Annotated in this window: 18 protein-coding genes; 2 read left to right on the top strand and 16 right to left on the bottom strand. The window is 59.7% G+C overall.

Features of this window, described 5'->3' with window-relative positions; all coding sequences use genetic code 11:
* Positions 1 to 3: 3 nt before the first annotated feature.
* From ACXJKO_RS16895 to ACXJKO_RS16860, 8 genes are all read right to left on the bottom strand, one after another.
* On the bottom strand, positions 4 to 1,041 hold the full coding sequence (locus ACXJKO_RS16895) for an adenosine deaminase (protein WP_457092251.1): 1,038 nt from the start codon (positions 1,039 to 1,041) through the stop codon (positions 4 to 6).
* 11 nt (positions 1,042 to 1,052) lie between these two features.
* Complete coding sequence (locus ACXJKO_RS16890; RefSeq protein WP_457092250.1) at positions 1,053 to 2,105, bottom strand: FAS1-like dehydratase domain-containing protein; 1,053 nt, start codon at positions 2,103 to 2,105, stop codon at positions 1,053 to 1,055.
* A 201-nt stretch (positions 2,106 to 2,306) separates the two neighbouring features.
* Positions 2,307 to 3,224, bottom strand: coding sequence for a LysR family transcriptional regulator (locus ACXJKO_RS16885; RefSeq protein ID WP_457092249.1), 918 nt, complete (start codon positions 3,222 to 3,224; stop codon positions 2,307 to 2,309).
* A 243-nt stretch (positions 3,225 to 3,467) separates the two neighbouring features.
* The gene (locus tag ACXJKO_RS16880) at positions 3,468 to 3,791 is read right to left on the bottom strand and encodes a hypothetical protein (protein ID WP_457092248.1); all 324 of its coding nucleotides are present in this window, start codon (positions 3,789 to 3,791) and stop codon (positions 3,468 to 3,470) included.
* Between the two features lie 40 nt (positions 3,792 to 3,831).
* Complete coding sequence (locus tag ACXJKO_RS16875) at positions 3,832 to 4,203, bottom strand: response regulator (protein ID WP_457092247.1); 372 nt, start codon at positions 4,201 to 4,203, stop codon at positions 3,832 to 3,834.
* A gap of 255 nt (positions 4,204 to 4,458) precedes the next feature.
* Positions 4,459 to 5,586: an alpha/beta fold hydrolase gene (locus tag ACXJKO_RS16870; protein WP_457092246.1), complete on the bottom strand. Its 1,128-nt coding sequence runs from the start codon at positions 5,584 to 5,586 to the stop codon at positions 4,459 to 4,461.
* An 88-nt stretch (positions 5,587 to 5,674) separates the two neighbouring features.
* A complete protein-coding gene (locus ACXJKO_RS16865; protein WP_457092245.1) occupies positions 5,675 to 6,343 on the bottom strand; it encodes a DUF6766 family protein in 669 nt (222 codons plus the stop codon).
* A 36-nt stretch (positions 6,344 to 6,379) separates the two neighbouring features.
* Positions 6,380 to 6,898 (bottom strand): YsnF/AvaK domain-containing protein, encoded by a 519-nt coding sequence (locus ACXJKO_RS16860; RefSeq protein ID WP_457092244.1) that lies wholly within the window; start codon positions 6,896 to 6,898, stop codon positions 6,380 to 6,382.
* A 222-nt stretch (positions 6,899 to 7,120) separates the two neighbouring features.
* Here ACXJKO_RS16860 and ACXJKO_RS16855 point away from each other — a divergent pair, with 222 nt between their 5' ends.
* Together ACXJKO_RS16855 and ACXJKO_RS16850 are read left to right on the top strand one after the other, a co-directional pair.
* Positions 7,121 to 7,483, top strand: coding sequence for a PepSY domain-containing protein (locus ACXJKO_RS16855; RefSeq protein WP_457092243.1), 363 nt, complete (start codon positions 7,121 to 7,123; stop codon positions 7,481 to 7,483).
* Between the two features lie 76 nt (positions 7,484 to 7,559).
* Entirely contained in the window at positions 7,560 to 8,600 is a 1,041-nt protein-coding gene (locus tag ACXJKO_RS16850) for a YsnF/AvaK domain-containing protein (RefSeq protein WP_457092242.1), read from the top strand.
* Between the two features lie 164 nt (positions 8,601 to 8,764).
* Here the strand turns inward: ACXJKO_RS16850 and ACXJKO_RS16845 are convergent, their stop codons facing one another.
* The 8 genes from ACXJKO_RS16845 to ACXJKO_RS16810 form a co-directional block, all read right to left on the bottom strand.
* Positions 8,765 to 9,853: a sensor histidine kinase gene (locus tag ACXJKO_RS16845; protein ID WP_457092241.1), complete on the bottom strand. Its 1,089-nt coding sequence runs from the start codon at positions 9,851 to 9,853 to the stop codon at positions 8,765 to 8,767.
* The gene (locus ACXJKO_RS16840) at positions 9,850 to 11,352 is read right to left on the bottom strand and encodes an ATPase domain-containing protein (RefSeq protein ID WP_457092240.1); all 1,503 of its coding nucleotides are present in this window, start codon (positions 11,350 to 11,352) and stop codon (positions 9,850 to 9,852) included. The genes ACXJKO_RS16845 and ACXJKO_RS16840 overlap by 4 nt, the downstream gene beginning before the upstream one ends.
* Complete coding sequence (locus tag ACXJKO_RS16835; RefSeq protein WP_457092239.1) at positions 11,342 to 11,692, bottom strand: HigA family addiction module antitoxin; 351 nt, start codon at positions 11,690 to 11,692, stop codon at positions 11,342 to 11,344. Before ACXJKO_RS16835 ends, ACXJKO_RS16840 begins: the two co-directional genes overlap by 11 nt.
* 105 nt (positions 11,693 to 11,797) lie before the next feature.
* Entirely contained in the window at positions 11,798 to 12,916 is a 1,119-nt protein-coding gene (locus ACXJKO_RS16830; RefSeq protein WP_457092238.1) for a cache domain-containing protein, read from the bottom strand.
* A 23-nt stretch (positions 12,917 to 12,939) separates the two neighbouring features.
* Positions 12,940 to 14,916 carry a glycosyltransferase gene (locus ACXJKO_RS16825; protein ID WP_457092237.1) on the bottom strand — a complete coding sequence of 659 codons (1,977 nt, stop codon included), beginning with the start codon at positions 14,914 to 14,916 and terminating at the stop codon, positions 12,940 to 12,942.
* Complete coding sequence (locus ACXJKO_RS16820) at positions 14,916 to 16,121, bottom strand: HlyD family secretion protein (RefSeq protein ID WP_457092236.1); 1,206 nt, start codon at positions 16,119 to 16,121, stop codon at positions 14,916 to 14,918. The genes ACXJKO_RS16825 and ACXJKO_RS16820 overlap by 1 nt, the downstream gene beginning before the upstream one ends.
* Positions 16,122 to 16,556: 435 nt before the next feature.
* Entirely contained in the window at positions 16,557 to 16,856 is a 300-nt protein-coding gene (locus ACXJKO_RS16815) for a hypothetical protein (RefSeq protein WP_457092235.1), read from the bottom strand.
* 56 nt (positions 16,857 to 16,912) lie between these two features.
* A partial coding sequence (locus ACXJKO_RS16810; RefSeq protein ID WP_457092234.1) for an amidohydrolase family protein occupies positions 16,913 to 18,274 on the bottom strand: 1,362 nt, incomplete at its 5' end.

Raw genomic sequence — 18,274 nt, 5'->3', positions numbered from 1 at the left:
GAATTACTCCGTCGGATACGCTTCAGCCTGCTCTGCAAGCGCCGCATCAATGGCGGCGAGGTGTTTCAGTTTCTCGGTCTGCGGCAGGAAGGAGCCAATGAAGCTGTTGCGCGCCAGCTGAACGATCTCGTCATCCGTGAGACCCAGCGTCTTTCGGCATTCGGCATATTCCGTATTGACGTACCCGCCGAAATACGGCGGGTCGTCCGAGTTTACGGTGACCAACAATCCCGCCCGCAACAATCGCGCGACATTGTGTTTCGCCAATGTCGGAAACACTTTCAGGCAAACATTGGAAAGCGGGCATACGGTGAGCGGAATCTGCTCTTCCGCGAGGCGAGCCATAAGGTTCGGATCTTCCTCGCAGCGGACGCCATGATCGATGCGATCAACCTTCAGGATGTCGAGCGCCTCCCAAATGTATTCCGGCGGTCCTTCCTCACCGGCATGGGCGGTTGTTTTCCAGCCCATGTCGCGCGCTTCCTCGAACATGCGCTCGAACAGATGTGGCGGGTAGCCGACCTCCATACTGGCAAGCCCGAGCGCCATGATCCGGTCGCGATAGGGCTTGACGGTCTGGAGCATCGCGAGACCTTCATCGCCACCCCAATTGCGTTGACAGCCGATGATCACGCCGCCCGTCATGCCGAAATCGGCCTTGGCAAGCTCCATCGCATCCAGGACGGCTTCCAGCGCTGCGATTGGATCGACTCCGCGCTTTGATGCTCCCTGCGGCGCGAACGCTATTTCCGCATGCATCACTTCATCCTGCCGGACCCGGCGCATGTAGGCATAGGTCATGTCATGGAAATCACGCCCCGTGCGCAGGACCTGTGAATTTCTGCGGTAGACCGCGCCGAACCCGGCAAGGTTGTCGAATTCATAAGTTGCCCGCAGAGCTTCAATCGACTTGTAAGGAAAGTCGATCCCGTTCCGCTCCGCGAAATCGAGCACCATCTCCGGCTCGATCGAGCCCTCGATATGCATATGCAACTCGGCTTTGGGCAACCGCGCGATCAATGTTTCTCCGGAAAGAACCATTCAACCTTCCCCTACCGAGGCCGAGCCGGACCGGTCCGGCTCTCAAGCTCGATCTCGGCCGTGCCACTGTTCGTGCGAAAGCCGAGTTCGCTGTTGCACCAGATGTCGAGTTCGACAAGGCAACGACCGTCGAGCACATACTTGCGCTTCACGCGCGCGCCGCAAATGATCTTGTAGCCGACCAGCACCCACTCCTCATTGCGCTGAGAGATTCTGGTAATCCAGCTGTTCGGACCGCCCCAGCGGCTGAGCATGGCTCCGAACCACTGGATCCGCAGGACACCCGGCGCGAAAGCATCCGGAATGTGCCCGGTCCGGCCGATCCGGTCGTAGCCGGTGCCGATCGTGGCTGCATTGAAGCGGCCGATATCGAAAGCCATCAGGGGACCGAATTCCCACGGAGGCAGTTCGTCGCCTTCGTTCACATCCTCGAAGAACCGTAGCTCGTCATAACGCCTGATGGGCGTAGGCTGGGTGCCGGGAAGAAGCGGCGGCGTCGCGACATTGCGCGTGAACTGGCCTTCCGGCATGGGTGGGTAGGATTGGCCGACGCCGCCATTGGAGGCGACGTCGGAGCCTTTGAAGCGGAAACTGTAAGAGTTGAGCTTTGCGACAATCTCGCCGCGCTGGTTCGTAAAGCGCATGCCTTCCTTGACCAGTACGCAATCGCCGAGCTTCCGCGACTTCTTGATCGTCGCATCTTCGATCTTGCCATAGGATAGAATGGTGTCGCCGGGACGCACCGGCTTGAGGAATTCCCATTCCTCCGTCGCGTTGTCGGCATTGGTGAGTTCGTTGCCTGACGCGTCGCGAATACCGGGGAACTTGCTCAGCCAGGCAGGCGAGCCATGCGCGTAGAGATAGCCAGGCGGCGCGATGATGTTACGCCAGCGCGTGGTCGCCGCATAATCATCCTCGAGGTAAAGCGCGTTTATATCGGGGATCGCATAAGCGAAGTGGCGAATGCCGTCCCGAGTGACGCCGTAGTTGTATTGCTCAGGCTGTGGCACGTCTTTGCCGACGAATGCCATGAATTCAGAGATATCCAGAGATGTTCCCTGCATGAGACAACAGTTCTCCATGCGCGTTCAGCAAAGCCGGACGCGTTCAGCCTGAAAAAATAGGAATCCTCACAGTGGCCAAAACCGACGCTCTCTTTTGGAGCTTGGGGCGGTGACGGCCTAATTTTTGTTCCCGTTTATTATGATTACAGGATAGACCGCGAAATTTCCCAATGACAAATACTATTTTTCGGAAAGCTTGCTCTATAAATTAGAACGGTCTCGTTCTGTCATATCATCCATAGCCTTGACGATGACGCTTGCTAGGCGCATGGCTGCGGAGGATGGATGTGCCGAGGTTACCAAGGATAGAGAAGAGGGTTCCAGCATATTGTCGGACAGCGGAATGAAGATGAGCCGTCCGCTGCGGATTTCCGAAAGAATCTCGGCGCGCGTCAGGAAAGCGATGCCTACTCGCTTGAAGACCATGGCCTTCATAAAACCGAAATTGTTGGATGCGGCAACCGGATTGAGAACAACGCCTGTCGCGGCCAAGGCTGTTTCAATGCTGTTGCGGATAAGCAAACCTTCCTCGGGAAGGATAAGAGGCAGGTCGGTGCATTCCGAGAGGCCGATGCTCGTCCTTAGCGCCAGCGGATGGTCCGGCAGCATCGCCAGTCCCGGGGCCAGCTGAACCGAATGTTCAACGCGCATGACCCGATAGGAGGTCGACATGAAAGTCAGGCCGATATCGGCATTTCCACTGAGCACCATTTCCCGCACGCCGCCGCCGCCGACGACATGGATGGAAATCATCACGTGAGGAAAGTCGGCGTGAAAATCGGCTATGATGCCCGCCAGAAGATCTCCAGCAATCGCTTCGGCAACGGCGATCGTGATCTTACCGCTGGCGAGCCCCTGAATATTCTTGATCTCGGACTGGACGTTCTCGAATTCGCGCTTCCAGCGCTTCAGATTGTAGATTAGATGCTCGCCTGCCGGCGTGAGCCGAAGGCCCTGCGGCAATCGGTCGAAAAGCGGCGTGCCAAGCTCTTCCTCAGCAAGGATGATCTGTCGGTTGATCGCGGATGGTGCAATGTTCAACCATTCCGCTGCACTGCGTAGCGAACCCCGCCGAGCAACCTCCTCGATATATCGCCCGAATCTGGAAAAGACAGGCATGCACGGCTCCGGTGTATCGTGGCCAATCCGAAGCCCTATTATGACACATGTCTAAGGGCTCCGAGCAAGGCCGTTCTGATCCCAGGTGCAGTACGGCTCCAATCAATCGCTTTTGAGGACAGCAGACGCGCATTGTCTTCAACGGCCACCCTGTGCATTGGCGCCTGCTTCTACGAGTAGATAGGAATGCTCGGAAGGAACGGTATGCGGCATTACAAGCCTGACCTAAACGAGATGGCCCGCCTACTGCTCAGTGAAGAAAGTGAGCACAACCTTGCCCTTATCGCTGACGAGGCAGACGAAGCGGGTCCGCTTGTCGCTCTTCTCGCGCTGAAGATAAGCGTCTCCCATGACGACCGTCTTAATCGGCGTGTCTTCCACCCTGGTTTCCGCCTTGGAGATCGCCAGTGACTCCATGTCGAACGTCAGGTGCTCAATCGAGGGTGAGCGCTCCTTGAGCGCAGCCAATCCTGATAGACGACATGCCTCAACCTCCGCAGGCGCCTGAGCCAGTGTCGGAGTGCTTAGAAAGAAAGTGCCGGCAAGAATAGCGAGTGCGATGCGCATCAAAGATCTCCCTATAACGGTGAAGCAGACCCGATATTGCCTACGAGAATAATCCTCCCTGTGCCGCACGATGAACTTCCTCGATCAGTTGCGATAGGCGGTAAGGCTTGGCGAGGAAAGCCGCCCCCGGCGGGATGCGCTCCACATGGCATCTCCGCGAGCGGCCCGACGCAAGGAGAACCGCAATATCTGGCTGGGCCTCGAGAGTCCTGTGAGCGAGATCGCAGCCATCGCGTCCACCGAGATCGATGTCGGTGAAAAGGACATCGACACTCTCCTCGCCGAGGACGATCTCGGCCTCCTCGGCACTGGCCGCAATCAATACGGCGAAACCCGCCTCCTCCAGCGCAGTGGCGGCCATGGCACCGACCAGCAAGTCATCCTCGACCACGAGAACGCGAGTACGATCCATGTCGGAGAGAGGATCCTCGGACTGAGAAGATCGAATCCAGGGAAGCGAAATCGGGATCATACAGTCGGTCCTCCGTCTAGAGTTCACAGGACTAAACCCAAACCGGAAGGAGGCGTTCAACCGTGCAGTCGCATTCCATTCGCCATGGTAAGCGGTCCGTTAACAGCGACCAATCGCTGAGTGAGCCTAGGATATCACCTGATACGCAAGATAAGGATCTGGGCTATGCAGTGCCCGTCGATGTGGCGGACAACATCAAGAGGATTGTGCTGAGTGCGGTTGTTGCGAGGTGCGATCAATCGCGTCAGCAACAGCCTTTGGAGCCAAGTGGTGGATCATGTGTCCCAAACCGGGAAGAGCAATAAATTCACTGTGCGGCAACTCCCGGTGCAGCCGTGCGGACTGGCGACCCACGTCCGAGATCTGATCATCAGCGCCTGTGATGATCGTCACCGGCATCGTCAGGTCTCCATAATATCGCTCCAGCTCCATGACCGATGGAGGCATTAGCGCTGCGTCTTCTGCGGCTGCCCTAAGCTGTGATGGGCGTAGCATCAATGGCTTTGGAAATTGGCGATCGAAGCGTTCCGGCACCGGCGCCGGCTGGAACACTTTCTTGATCATGCCCGGGAGGATGGCTCGGGCAAGCAAGGGCGAAATCGTGTAGCGCATGGCATCGCCGATCACCGGGATCGCCGGCGGCGAAAGCAGAAATGTGTCCGCCCTTAGCGTCGGGTAATAATAGCCCGAGCCCAGGACGAGGCCACGCACGAGCGCGGGAAACTCCAACGCTAAGGCGGTCGCCACAAGGGTGCCCCAGGAGTGTCCATAGATCATAGCCTGCTCGATGCCGAGCTGCGCCAGCGCCTTGTGGAACAGGCGAGCATGGGCACGGGGCGTCCAGAGCCGACGCGGGCGCATGCTGTAGCCGTAGCCCGGGCGATCGATGACGATCACCCGATAGCGATCCGCCAGCTGATCGACGAGGCCACTGACGGTGAAGTCTTGAATCATGGTGCCGTTGCCGTGGATCAGCACCAGCGGGTCGCCCTGGCCACGCTCGATGTAGTGCAAGCGCACCCCATCTACATCGAGAAAGCGCCCGATTGGGGGATAGCGACGCTCCGCATCGCGGGTTTGTCTGTAGTTATACAGGGCTGTGGCGCCGAGGGCCGCAGCTGAGCCCAGCAGAACAGGGCCAAGCCATCCGCGCGGCTTCGCAGCATCGGCTTGGGCAGGTTGCCGAGACCCGTCGCGCTCATGAATATGTTTGCCAAATGTACGATCTTGATCGAGCCGCCGATCCGGCGCGGCACGAACAGCCCCCGCCGCACCATCAAGTCGCGGCCCATTTAGATCAACTGCTGTGCCCAAGTTGCTCATGCACTCTCTCCATCGAGATCCAGAGCGGACAACGTCCTGGATCCCGATGGGTTGCTGCATTGCAACAAGGAAGCTTCGTCCAGGCCCTTCAGTGCCCGGTTGCCGTGTGCGGCGCGGCCACGGGTTTGGACTCTGGCGATCCCTGCTCCCGCAGGTAGATGCCGAGCACTAACAGCACTCCAATTGACAGGAACTCACTTTGCCAATTCTGGAAACTTTCGTACCAGAACTCTGGATCTACCAGCGTGTCGGTCATGGTCTGCGGCGGCTTCGACTGCCGGTGCTGAAGGGCCTCCTCGTTCATCCGCTGCGTGCTGCCCGCCAAGTGGAGCCAGAACGACAAGACGAACAATGTGACCAATGCGATGCTCAGCGAGTGGGAGTAAATCTTCAGCAGCAGTCCACCGCGGTGGACTGGCCAGGGCGCATTGGGGTCATCCCGGCGGTTCTCCGGCGCTTCCTCCTCGGGGTTATCCTCGTCGGGCTTCTTGGACTCGGCTGAACCCTTCTGGAATAGAAAGACAGTCAGCACTACGTAGGCTGCCATCTGAAGGAACTCGCTTTCCCAGTTCTCGAACACCGCAGAGATGAAGTGGCCGCTGGTCAGGTAATCCAGAAAGCCAATTGCGGGAAATTCATGAAGACGAAGTTCCTCTAGATTGGCTCTCCAGCCTGTCATTGCCTGGCCAGCAAGAGAGGCCAGGAATAGGACRAACAACACGACCGACAATCCATTGTCATGCAGGAACCGACGCATACAACCACCCTCACGCTCGTGAACTGCTACGGTTGGTTAACGCACAACGGAGTTGTCGGGTTCTCCTCCTGCCGCCTTCTCATTGCTGCTTACATCCTCCGAAGGTTCACGCTCCACAGTAGCGTGCTGCTTGCGCAGAGTGACTGGCACCTCGACAGCCTCGGTCACAATACGGCGCCGGATGTGAAGTTCTTCCTTGAGCATCAAACGCTTCTCGATCACCAGGACTTCCTCCATTACTGGGATGATCGTTACATCGCCTTCAGTCCTGATCTTGGGGGTAGCCTCTACCACCTTATCGATGGGCACGCGGGTGACCTCCACGTCCTCCCGCTGTACCTCTGCGTGGGCCAACTCCTCTATAGTGTCGGTGATCGTTCGCACGCGTACGCGTCCAGTCACAACCTCCTGCTTCTCGACTTTCGCGATCTCCTCGACAACAGGGATAGTTTTCTCCGACGCAGCTTGAGGACTGCCTCTCAGGGCGTCTTCGAAGATAGGCACCTGCTCTTGTTCATCCGAGCGTGAGCTCGGGTCTACGATTGGGTTAGCCATCGATCCTCTCAGGTGAACGACAACCAACGGGCGCTGGGTATGGGAGTTCCCAACGCTAAAGTGGAGTCACGGCACTCATGTGATCGCTTCCATCCGATCGCTCAAGAGCAGGCTCGATTGGCTCCTTTGCCGAAATGGATTTCCAAAGCAACCATAGCCTTAGGAACTGTTACCGAGGTCACACATTGAGAACCTACGCGCTTGCAACACTGGAGAAAAACTTTGATACGCCTCGGTTTCGCAACACTGGCCGTCCTGTCGACTCTTGCCACAGCGGCTATTGCCCAATCTACGAGCCCCCATAGTTCCGGCTCCTCGGCAACTCAGCCGATGAACAGCACCGGCTCGTCCAATCCACCCGTCACTCATAAACCCGCAGATAGCCCGCAGACCACTGGCGCTGTCGAGCCCGGCGCCAATAGCTTCACGGAAGCGCAGGCTCGCTCCCGCATCGAAGCTCAGGGCTTCAAGAACGTCGCCGAGCTGCGCAAGGATGACCAAGGCATCTGGCGTGGCAAGGCCGAACGTGACGGCAAGTCGGTCAGTGTAGCCATTGATTACAAGGGCACGGTGCAGATCCAGTGAGCACGGTCCGGATCACGTCCCCACTGACCTCCCGAAGCCGCTTGGCGGCTGAACTCAACGAGAAAGTAAAACGATTATGACCAACAAGACCATCACAGCTTTCTTCGACAGCTACGAGGATGCCTCTGAAGCAGTCCGCCGCCTGGAGGCTGCAGGTATCCCACATCGCGACGTCAGCCTCATCGCCAACAACGAGGGCGACCGTTACTCGTCGCACGCCAGTCGTACCTTCGATGGCACAAACCATCACGATGATGACGTCAGCGATGGTGCTGGCACAGGTGCTACAGTCGGTACGCTGGCCGGTGGTGGTGCCGGCCTTCTCGCTGGCCTTGGTATGCTCGCCATCCCAGGCCTTGGGCCCGTAGTGGCCGCTGGGTGGCTCGTGTCCACCCTCGTAGGCGCCGGTGCCGGAGCGGCTATCGGCGGACTTACAGGCGCGCTGGTTGATGCCGGCGTAGACGAGAATGATGCCCATTCCTATGCTGAGGGCATTCGCCGTGGCGGCGCTCTGGTGACGGTGCGCGCCTCTGATACCGATGTAGATCGGATCGTCGACATCCTCGATGATGAAGGCACTGTAGACTTCGACGAGCGTGAGAATACTTGGCGCTCCGAAGGCTGGACCGGCGCCGGGGTCACGAACGCAACAGCGGCGGCTGGACTGACGGATCGCGCTGCGTCGAAATCCGATCGTGCCGAAGAGGTCATCCCCATCGCTGAGGAGGAACTGCACGTTGGCAAGCGCGAGGTCAATCGCGGTCGCGTGCGCCTTAACTCGCGTATCGTCGAGCGGCCTGTGCAGGAACAGGTGAGCCTGCGCGAGGAGCGTGTGCAGGTGGAGCGCCGCCCGGTGTCCGGCACCACGCAGGCGGGCGCCATCAGCGGCGATCCGTTCCAAGAGCGCACCATCGAGGTAGAGGAGCGTGCCGAGGAAGCCGTTGTCTCGAAGGAAGCGCGCGTGGTCGAGGAAGTCGTCGTGCGTAAGCAAGCCGATCAGCGTACTGAGACAGTGTCGGATACGGTACGTCGCACCGAGGTGGACGTGGAGGATGAGCGCAGCGACCAGACCTCACGCACTGGCACCACGGGCAATCCGAGTGACCGTAATCGCTAACGAGTCCACAGAAGCCCGGCCAAGGCCGGGCTTCTCCTTTCGCTCTAAGACGAGCCGCGTAGGTTATGTCTGAGGGCGCTTGTCTTGGCTGCCATTGCTAGGCACGGCGCACTCTTGAGGAATGTTAAAAAGCGAAATCGAAGTCCGGAGCTCCCTTCAGGGATCTACACAACAGGAGCATCGACGGTACAGACGACTCCCGTTGGCGCAAATGCAATGTCCGCCCGGCCATCCAGATCATTGGCCAGGGTACGCTCGATGAGGCGTGATCCGAAGCCGCGCCGGCGGGGCGCTACCACGGGTGGCCCTCCAGCCTCCGTCCAGCGCAAGGTCAACCGAGGCGGGGCAGCCCCGTTTTGCACCTTCCACGAGACCTGGATCGTGCCCGTCTTGTTCGATAAGGCGCCGTACTTCACCGCGTTGGTTGCCAACTCATGCAACGCCATTGCCAACGCGAGCGACATACGGGGCGTCACGCGCACATGCGGCCCCGTGATGTGGAAGCGGTTCTCACCGGAGATCTGGTAAGGCTCAAGAGCCTTTTCGACAACTTCACCTAGGTCAGCCCCGTCCCAGCTCTCGCGAGTGAGCACGTCATGCGCCCGGGATAGGGCGAGAAGCCGCATCTCCAGCGCATCACGCGCATCCTCTTTTGTCTCCGATGTGCGCAAGGTCTGGGCCGAGATGGATTGCACGGTTGCCAGGGTGTTCTTCACCCGGTGATTCAACTCATCAATGAGCAGCCGCTGATGCTCGGCAGCGCGTTTTTCCTTGTCGAGGCCGACCCTCAGGCGCTCCTCGCCTTGATGCAGGTCTTCGAGCCTGGCGCGTGCCTCATATTGCCGCCGGCGCCCGCGCAAGGCCGACCGGGCAACGCTCACAAGGGTCCCAGGATGGAAAGGGCGCTCCAGGAAAACGACGTTGCCGAGAACTTCGGATAGACGCGCCAAGGCTGGATTACGCTCAATGCTCCCGCCACGAAGGGTGAGGAGCACGAACGCGAAATCCGACCACGGAGGCTGCTCAGACAGCCAGTGCGAGAGATCCTTCAAGTTCGCCGTGCGGAAAGCCTCGTCGGTGACAACCGCAAAGCCTGCACCCCGCTTGATCTCACGCACAAGCGCCGGCATGTCGGGGCAAACCTCGGATAAGATCCCCGCGCTCCTCAGAATGTCCGCGGCAATCGTCGCGTCCCGTCCATGAGGCGCCAAAATGATCGCACGCTCCGAATGCAGGTGGAGAACGTCGTTCATTCTGCGCGATCTTTGAGCAGTCGTTCGCCGTCGCCGTCGATAAAGACCGGGGTTCCCCGCAGAATGCCCTGAAAGCCCTTCAAGGGTTCGCCAAGGGCAATGCCCTGGCTCGTGATGCGCATCTCCCGAATGGTGTTCTCGTGCGAACCGAACCGCTTTTTGATGATCGAGATCGCCCGCCGCACTTTGCCGAAAGCCTCGAAATAGCGCAGAAGGATCACGGTGTCGGCGAGATAAGTGACGTCAACGGGAGACTTCATGTCGCCCACGAGTCCGTGCTGTGCGACCGTCAGGAACGTCGAGACACCCTGCCGGTTCAGGTACTGCAGAAGCTCATGGATGTGCAGGGTGAGAAACTGCTCTTCCGGCATGGCTGCCTGATAGCCGTTGAGGCCGTCGATCACGACCGTCTTCACGCCATGGCGATGGATCTTGGTGCGCACCCGGTCGGTGAACTCGCCGGGCGAGAGCTCTGCGGCATCCACCTGCTCGATAAACAGATTGCCGGTGGCGCACAGCGCTTCCAGGTCGATCCCGATCAGCTTGGCGCGATCGATCAGGAGGCCGAGCTCCTCATCGAAGATGAACAGGGCCGCCTTCTCGCCGCGCGCCGCCGCAGAGATGGCGAACTGTACCGTCAGAAGGGATTTTCCCGTCCCGGCCGGTCCCATCACCAGCGTGCTTGAGCCCCGCTCGACGCCGCCGCCCAGGAGTGCATCCAGTTCGGCAATCCCGCTCGTGAGGATATTGCGGGCAAAGCCTGTCTTATGCTCGCCGGAGACGAGGCGCGGAAACACCTGGACGCCGCCTTCCGCGATGACGAAGTCGTGGAACCCGCCCCTGAACGACTGGCCCCGATACTTGATTACTCGCAGGCGGCGGCGTTCGGCGCCATAGCTGGGCGTCAGTCCCTCCAGGCGGATCACCCCATGAGCGAGGCTGTGAACGGTTTTGTCATTCGTGTCCGTAGTCAAATCGTCGAGGAGGAGAACCGTCGCGCCCTGACGCGCAAAGTAGTGCTTCATCGCTAGGATCTGGCGGCGATAGCGCAAGGAGCTTTGCGCCAGAAGGCGGATCTCCGACAGACTGTCGATCACGATGCGAACCGGCTTTGTCCGGTCGATCGCGGCGAACACGGCCTTGGTGGTTTCGCCGAGTTCGAGATCGGATGAGTAGAGCAGGCTCTGCTGGTGCTCATCGTCGAGGAGGCTCTCCGGCGGCACGAGTTCATACACATGGATGCTGTCGCCGAGGGTCCAGCCATGGGATGCCGCCCCATCGCGCAACTCCGCCTCCGTCTCGGACATGGTGACGTAAAGTCCGGTCTCTCCAGACTTGGCCCCATCGAGCAGAAACTGGAGAGCAATGGTCGTCTTGCCGGTGCCGGGGTTACCCTCCAGAAGATAGACATGTCCGGGGGACAGGCCTCCGACGAGGATATCGTCTAGACCCACAACCCCGGTCCGCGCTTTTACCGTGGGCTGAGGCTTAGCGGTCATGATGAATTCCAATCTCGGCCTGAAGAGCGACCGGAAGCGTGTGGGTGGGGATCAGCCCGAGGACGCCTGTAAGCGCCCGCTCTGCATGCCAGAGATCGTGCCGTTGTTGGTGTTCCAGCCAGAAGCGCGGCGTCGTGCCCGAGAGACGGGCGAGACGGGTCGCCATTTCCGGGCTGACCGCGGCCCTGCCGGCAAGAACCCGATGGAGCGTCTGGCGGGCAATGCGAAGCTCGCGAGCCGCTTGGCTGACGGACAAGCCAAGGGCTGGCAGGACCCGGTCACGCAGGATCCATCCCGGGTGGGGCGGTGCAACCGGGAACGTCTCTCGGAAGTTGGGCAAGATGCTGCCTTTGTTAAACCGACTGTAGCGTTATGGGTTACAGGTCACGAAAGACAAGACCTATCGCAAGCCCGAGAATCTACCAATCGGCTTTCCAAACCCGCATCAGGACGCGGGTGTCGACGTCTTGCTTTTTTCGGCCCGGATCGGCTGGTAAGGCCTGACTGAAAAGGTTTGGAACCGAACGAGAGCAGCGCTTAGGCGAGCCGCCTCTTCGTAGCGGGTTTCGTCGTGCGGCGGCTGATCCGTGCGGCCGCTGGCAAGTACCTCCGCCGTTGCGACGAGTCGGCGGAGTGGCTTCGCGAGCCAGGCCGCAAACAGATAGAGCAGGACGAGGGCAACCAGTGCACCGGAGCCGAGCAGCATCCAGAAGGCCCGTGCAATGGCCCGGGTGGGATCGAGGACTGCGTTCAGGTCCGCACGCACGATAAGGCTCCAGCCAAAGCTGGGCATGTCTTTGAATTGAATCGAGGGAATGACAGCCGTCATGTAGTCCTTGCCATCCTGCCATCTTTCGCGAAGCGAGATCGATGTGCCCTGGCCTGCAGCGACGGCTGATCTTTCGGATAACTTGGTCTCCTGAAGTTCCTGCGGGCCCGAGAGAACCACCCGCTCCCGCGAGACGAGAAGGGCATCGACGCCCTGCCCCCTTACGGCCTGGATAATATCCTTGACCATGTTCCAGTCGAAATGCGCCCCGATGACGCCGATCACGGCGCCTTGGTCATTCTTGATCGGAGCGGAGAAATCGACGAAGCGGCGCGGCTCCTGAGTCGCTGGAAGAAGCTTCGCCAGAAGAACCGCCTCATGCACATCGACAGCGGCAGGGCCATTGAGGCCGCGCCGAAACCAAGGCCTCTCGGCAACACTTGCGCCCTCCAGCATGCCCTGCGATGCTGCGATGACCTTCCCCTGCACATCAGCGACGCCGATCCAGGTATAACGCCGATCCACTTGACCCAGCAGTGTGAACTGGCGGCGGATTTCCTCAGGGTTGTCCAAGCGAACGACGCGCGCCATTCCCTCGACGTCCTGCCAGAGCTCTTGCATGCGCTGCCCGAACTGGTTGGCGACGATCTCTCCAAGAAGCCTCAAGCGTGCGCTGTTAGCTACCTCTGCACGTTGCTGCATGGCATTCGTAAACATGGTGCCAGCCACAATGGCAGGCACGAGCATCAGCAGAGCGCCGACGACGAATATAAGTTTCTTGATCCCAATGCGCATTTTCGCGCTCTCCATTCTTGTGCCTACCGCGAGCCCAGACCGCGCATCCAGCCTCTGATCATCTCAGGAAGGTCGCCCTGCCCGGTCCCCGGCTTTGCGTCAGTCGTGTGAAGCTTGCGCAGGATTCCATCGCGCTGTTCCGGAGTCGGGCGCAGGGACAGGTGATAACCGTCGTTCGTTTCTTTCGATATGCGGATAGCGACATCGCCGACATCCGCAAGAGCGATTGTCCCTAAGGCGCCGTCCGTTAACCCGGACAGTCCGCGAACACGGGCATGATCGACTCCCAGTTCGAGCACCCAGGACGGGAGCCGCTGCGATCCAACTGAGACCACGGCCAGTTCAACATTCTCACGTTGGGGCCGGTTGACGCGAGGCCGCTCGACGCACACCAGCATGGTAATAGCGAGCACGATCAGATTGTAGACCGTCCAGAACAGGATGATCCTGATGCCATCGCCGGCCTTGGCCACATGGCTGAAGTGATCCTGGAAGATCAGGGGTAGCAGAATTCCCAGCACGGTGAGGCCGAAGAGGATCGCGAAGGGCTTCATCATTGGCCATTGCACAATCGTCTTCGTCCGGTCACCGCCCTTTGCCGTTACGCGGAACTTGTGCGGCCCTTTGGTCAGCAGTCCCATAGCTGCGGCGCGCGCGATGGGCCATGCGGCAATAAGCTGGGACACATCGTTGAGCACAGGCCAGATTAGGCCACCAGAGATCCAGTTGAGCGTGATCAGCACGGCTGCGTAATAGGGCAGATAGTACGAAACGACATCTGTCAGCGAGGCATTCACGACGATGATGCCGAAGTACCAGTAGAGCAGCGGGCCGATAAGAGCGATCAGGCGGAATGGAAAGGTCGTCGTCCAAAACAGAAGCGAGTCGACGAGGCTCAGGCGCTGCATAAAGCGTAAGCCGTTTGCACCAAAGGGATTGTAGACGTTGCGCACGATCTCCATCATGCCCAGGCACCAGCGCCCGCGCTGAACGACATATTCGTGCAGCCCTTCCGGAGCGAGCCCTTCCGTGAGCGCTTCGTTGAGGTAGACCGTGCGATAGCCATGGCTATCGAGGCGAATGGTCAGGAGGAAGTCCTCTGTTACACTCTGCGTCGGGAGGCCGCCGATCTCGCGCACAGCCGAGATGCGCACCATCGAGGAAGTTCCGCAGCACACCGCGATGCCCCATCCATCGCGTGCAGGTTCCAGATGATCGAAGAAGAAGCGCTGCTCGTCGGGATAGGCAGAAGCGATGTAGAGATTGTGCTGGATCGGGTCGGGATTGAAGAAGTGCTGCGGCGTCTGGACGAGCCCAACCTTCGGATCGTGGAACAGGGCGACTGCCCGGCGCACGAAATTGCGGTGTGGTACGAAATCCGCGTCGAGGACGGCGGCGAAGTCGGGAGCATCCTCATCTTTCAAACGCTGTGTCAGCGTGTAGTTTATGTTACCCGCCTTTGCGTGTTCGTTGGACGGGCGTGTTCTGTGCTCGGCGCCATAGCGGCGGCACACCTCGGTCAGCCACTCCCGTCGCCCATCGTCTAGCACGAAGACGCGCAGGTTCGGATAATCGATCGCCTGCGCACCAGCGAGCGTGCGTTCCAGAACCTCCAATTCCTCGTTGTAGGTGGCGATGTAGAGGTCGACACGCGGCGGGTTGCTCCCCCACCAGGCGAGGTTCCGGCTCGCTTCCTCGTGCCGATCTTTCCGACGAGTGAGGAACAGATAGGACATCGTCGAGGACACGAGGGCCAGGGCTTCAATTGTTACAAAAACCCATCCGGCGATGACATCGAGGGTGACGCCCTCGGCCGCAGGCGGAACAGTCTCGGTGATCCGCCAGATCATGTAGCGCCAACCCAGCACGGCCGTGAGGCCGAGCAGTAGGATGCGCAGGAGAGCGTTCTTGGGTGCGGCCAGCGGCAGTAACAAAAAGGCGAGGCCGATCACCACGGCCAGGCCTGCAAGACTCGACAGATACTGGTCGAGGACGAGCATTACAGGCCGAGATCCGTTAGCCGCTGCCGGATGCCGGCAAGCGGTCCACCCACGAAGACCACGCGACCTGTGCGGCCGACTGCACAGGAGAGGTCCGGATCGCTAGCGAGCTCTGGAATGCTTAGGGCGACGTCGAAGCGGGTCAGGTGTTCGGGACTAGGGCCGATAGCGAGCGTGCTGTAGAGGCCAGCTGCCCCCGATCCGCCGAGGCGGGTGATGGTTCCCTGCAAGACCCGATCGTCGCCAGTCAATCGGAACTGGGCTGGCATGCCGACCCTGAGATTGGAATAGACCCTCTCGCTCACGCTGGCGGTGACCATGACGGCGGAGCAGTCTACGAACCGCACGAGATCCTGTCCCTGATTGACATGCTCGCCGCTGCTGGCGAGGAAGTTCCAGACGATGCTCGGGCTTTGCACCGAGAGTTCAGCCGAGGTCAGACGATTGACCCGGACCCGCTCGGCCGCGATCTGCTCGGCGGCCAGCTTCAGGCGGCGGCTGACATTATCGGCCTCGGCCCTGAGTTCGGCCAACCTGAGATCAAACTCCCGGATCCGTTGGATCGAAAACGGCGCGTCGTTGTAGGAATCGCCGATGAAGACGCCGTTTTGCGCCGACGAGAGTTCCGCCGTGAGATAGGTAATACGCTCGCGGGTGCTGGCGATGTCCTGCTGCGCAACGTCGTATTGGGCTTTGGCGCGATCGAGCGTGATCGCGGTCTGGACACCGCGTGAGCTGAGCTCGCGGGTCCGATCCAGTGCGCTGTCCGCTTCGCGGAATCGAGCCTCCGCCGAGTTCACGGCGGTCTGCGCCTCGGCGATGCGAGAACGGATCTGACGCACTCGCCCTTCCTGGTAGCTCTTGGCCTGGGTATCCAAGACCTTACGAGCTTCATCCACCGCAGCGGTCTGGGCCCGGAGCCGGGCGAGATCCGCCTCGAGTGTGGAGCGAGTCCGCTCCAAGTCGATCAAGCGGGCATTGTCGAACTGGTTGTCGGTGATGCGCACCACCGTCTCTTCAGGGGAAATCTGGGCTCCGATCGCGCGCACGGAGAACTCGGCCAATCCCTGGATGGGTGCACGCAGGACACTAGTGCGGGCGTTGATCGTGGCGTCGGCGCTGGTACCCGAAAGATACTCGCCGACGATAACGTAAAGTCCCCCGATAAGCAGGACTGCTCCTACGAGAATTCTGAAGATTTTCATGACTGGGCGCTAGTTCAAATCGGCGAAATAGGTTTATGGCTAATATTGCCCAGGCCGGATTTCTGCACCCCTTCGTCACGAATGCTGGCGAATCGATCTGGCAGGCGATCCTCCGCAGGATTACCTCCAAAGGATTGCTATCACAACTGTGGCGAGTGGCCTTATTGGCCAAGTAGAATACAGTGTTTCCGGCTCAAACCGTGTAACAGGCCTCAAGGCCTAAGCCCTAAATATACGCGCCCCTATTATTCGTTGTATCATTGCAGATCGACATCATCCTGTAGGAACGGCGCATTCGCGGCATTGGCGACTTGGCGCTCAATAGTAAGCTAAAGACCTGAGCTTTGTTTCGCTAGCTTGGTGATGCGACATCCAATGGCCTAATACGCTATCCTCCGTGACTGAGCCGGAGCATCGTGACGCAACAGCCAAACTTCATGCTGCCCAAAGTGCAGTGGTTTCACGTCCCCACGACCCAACCAAAACCTCTTCAGGGCCGAGCGCATAGAGAGCGCCGAGTGAAAGCATCTGGTTCAGCGTTATGCCATAAGCCAGACCGTTGACGATCTTCTGTTGGAAGTACAATGGCGCAGCTGAAAGCGCGGGAACACCGAGGGATAACCCGATCAACAAAAATTGGTACTGCCTGGTGTAGTGCCAAATCTGCCTGTAGATCGCATAAGTTCCGATATTCAAGTCGTCGCCATTCTCTCGGATTTCTCTGCCCCAAGGCATTGTTCGTCTGCCTGGCGATGACAGCTGTAGATTGGAAGAACCGGATTTCGCTGGCGCTAACTCGGCAAAGTGTTCTTGTGCACCTTTCCGTCTTTCATGATGATCATGAAAGTCTTGTCCGGATTAGCCATGAGCCCTATGTTATCCAAGGGATTGCCGTCGATCACCAGCAGGTCCGCGAACGCACCCTCTTCAATGACACCCAGCTTTCCCGGATAGGGATTCCGTGGGCCGGACATCGCCAGCAACTCGGCGTCGCCGGACGTCGCCATCGTCAGCACATCGGCATTGTCGTACCAGCGGGTCAGATGGGTCAGCATGATGCCCTGCCGCTCCGCAATCGTACTGGAAAACAATAGGTCCGATCCGAAGGCAGTCTTGATTTTGTGCTCCTTGGCGAGAGCGTAAACTGTGTCCGTTCCGGCGATCACCTGAAGCAGGTTCGCTCGGCTTTGCCCAGCCATCGGAGGTGTATCTTCGGCGCTGACAAACGGTTGCGTGCTGAGCCATGTGCCGTTATCCGCCATAAGCCTGGCGGTCGCCTCATCCATCAAATGTCCGTGCTCGATGCATTGGGCACCCGCAGCGAGCGCGCGCCGGATCGCGTCAGGCGGATAGGCATGCACCGCCGCGTAGGCATTTCGATCCGCGGCCGCCTGGATACCTGCACGGAGCTCAGGCTCGCTGAAGGTCAACATGTCCAGCGTGGTGCGCGGCGATGAGACTCCTCCCCCGCCAACGAGCTTGATCTGCGAAGCGCCCTGGAAGAGCTGTTCGCGAACCCGCAGGCGAACCTCGTCTTCGCTGTCGGCGACATTGGCGGCGCCCGTCTGCTCCATGAAGCTCAAGGGGCCACCAGGACTTCTCGGCAGATCGGAAAGCTGACGCATGTCGCCGTGGCCGCCCGTGGTCGTGATCATGGCGCCCGACGGATAGATGCGTGGCCCCGTAGAAAGCCCCTCGTCGATTGCCTGCTTCAGAGCAAAGGATGGGCCGCCGAGATCCCGGATGGTCGTGAAACCGCGCATCAGCGTCCGCTCGGCCTCTGCGCTCGCGGCCAGAAAGATGTATCCTATATCTGCTGTCAGCAGGGCGTTGATCGGGAGCGCCGCGAAAATCGCATGCCAATGGGCGTCGATCAGGCCGGGCATCAAAACCCTCCCGCCGCAATCGATCATCCGTGCACCATCCGGCGGAGGCAGATCGCCGCCGGCGATCTGCTTGATCCGATTGCCGTCGACAAGAAGGCGAAGCCCTCCCCGCAGAGCTTTGGATCGTCCATCGAACAACATGAAATTCGCCAACACCAATGGGGGCGTGGGGCCGGGCGCAGCCGGTTGCGCATCGGCTCTCCGAACAAGCCCGAGCGAGGCGAGAGAGGCGCCAGCCCCAGCCATGAACCCGCGCCGGGACAGATC

It is taken from the genome of Microvirga sp. P5_D2 (assembly GCF_054049475.1).
Note: the sequence above shows the minus strand (reverse complement) of the source record. Positions and strands in the feature narration are given on the sequence as shown.

Coding starts and splice junctions, on each gene's coding strand:
- ACXJKO_RS16895 (WP_457092251.1), bottom strand. CDS start 1,041: ATGGTTCTTTCCGGAGAAACATTGATCGCGCGGTTGCCCAAAGCCGAG.
- ACXJKO_RS16890 (WP_457092250.1), bottom strand. CDS start 2,105: ATGCAGGGAACATCTCTGGATATCTCTGAATTCATGGCATTCGTCGGC.
- ACXJKO_RS16885 (WP_457092249.1), bottom strand. CDS start 3,224: ATGCCTGTCTTTTCCAGATTCGGGCGATATATCGAGGAGGTTGCTCGG.
- ACXJKO_RS16880 (WP_457092248.1), bottom strand. CDS start 3,791: ATGCGCATCGCACTCGCTATTCTTGCCGGCACTTTCTTTCTAAGCACT.
- ACXJKO_RS16875 (WP_457092247.1), bottom strand. CDS start 4,203: ATGGATCGTACTCGCGTTCTCGTGGTCGAGGATGACTTGCTGGTCGGT.
- ACXJKO_RS16870 (WP_457092246.1), bottom strand. CDS start 5,586: ATGAGCAACTTGGGCACAGCAGTTGATCTAAATGGGCCGCGACTTGAT.
- ACXJKO_RS16860 (WP_457092244.1), bottom strand. CDS start 6,898: ATGGCTAACCCAATCGTAGACCCGAGCTCACGCTCGGATGAACAAGAG.
- ACXJKO_RS16850 (WP_457092242.1), top strand. CDS start 7,560: ATGACCAACAAGACCATCACAGCTTTCTTCGACAGCTACGAGGATGCC.
- ACXJKO_RS16845 (WP_457092241.1), bottom strand. CDS start 9,853: ATGAACGACGTTCTCCACCTGCATTCGGAGCGTGCGATCATTTTGGCG.
- ACXJKO_RS16840 (WP_457092240.1), bottom strand. CDS start 11,352: ATGACCGCTAAGCCTCAGCCCACGGTAAAAGCGCGGACCGGGGTTGTG.
- ACXJKO_RS16830 (WP_457092238.1), bottom strand. CDS start 12,916: ATGCGCATTGGGATCAAGAAACTTATATTCGTCGTCGGCGCTCTGCTG.
- ACXJKO_RS16825 (WP_457092237.1), bottom strand. CDS start 14,916: ATGCTCGTCCTCGACCAGTATCTGTCGAGTCTTGCAGGCCTGGCCGTG.
- ACXJKO_RS16820 (WP_457092236.1), bottom strand. CDS start 16,121: ATGAAAATCTTCAGAATTCTCGTAGGAGCAGTCCTGCTTATCGGGGGA.
- ACXJKO_RS16815 (WP_457092235.1), bottom strand. CDS start 16,856: ATGCCTTGGGGCAGAGAAATCCGAGAGAATGGCGACGACTTGAATATC.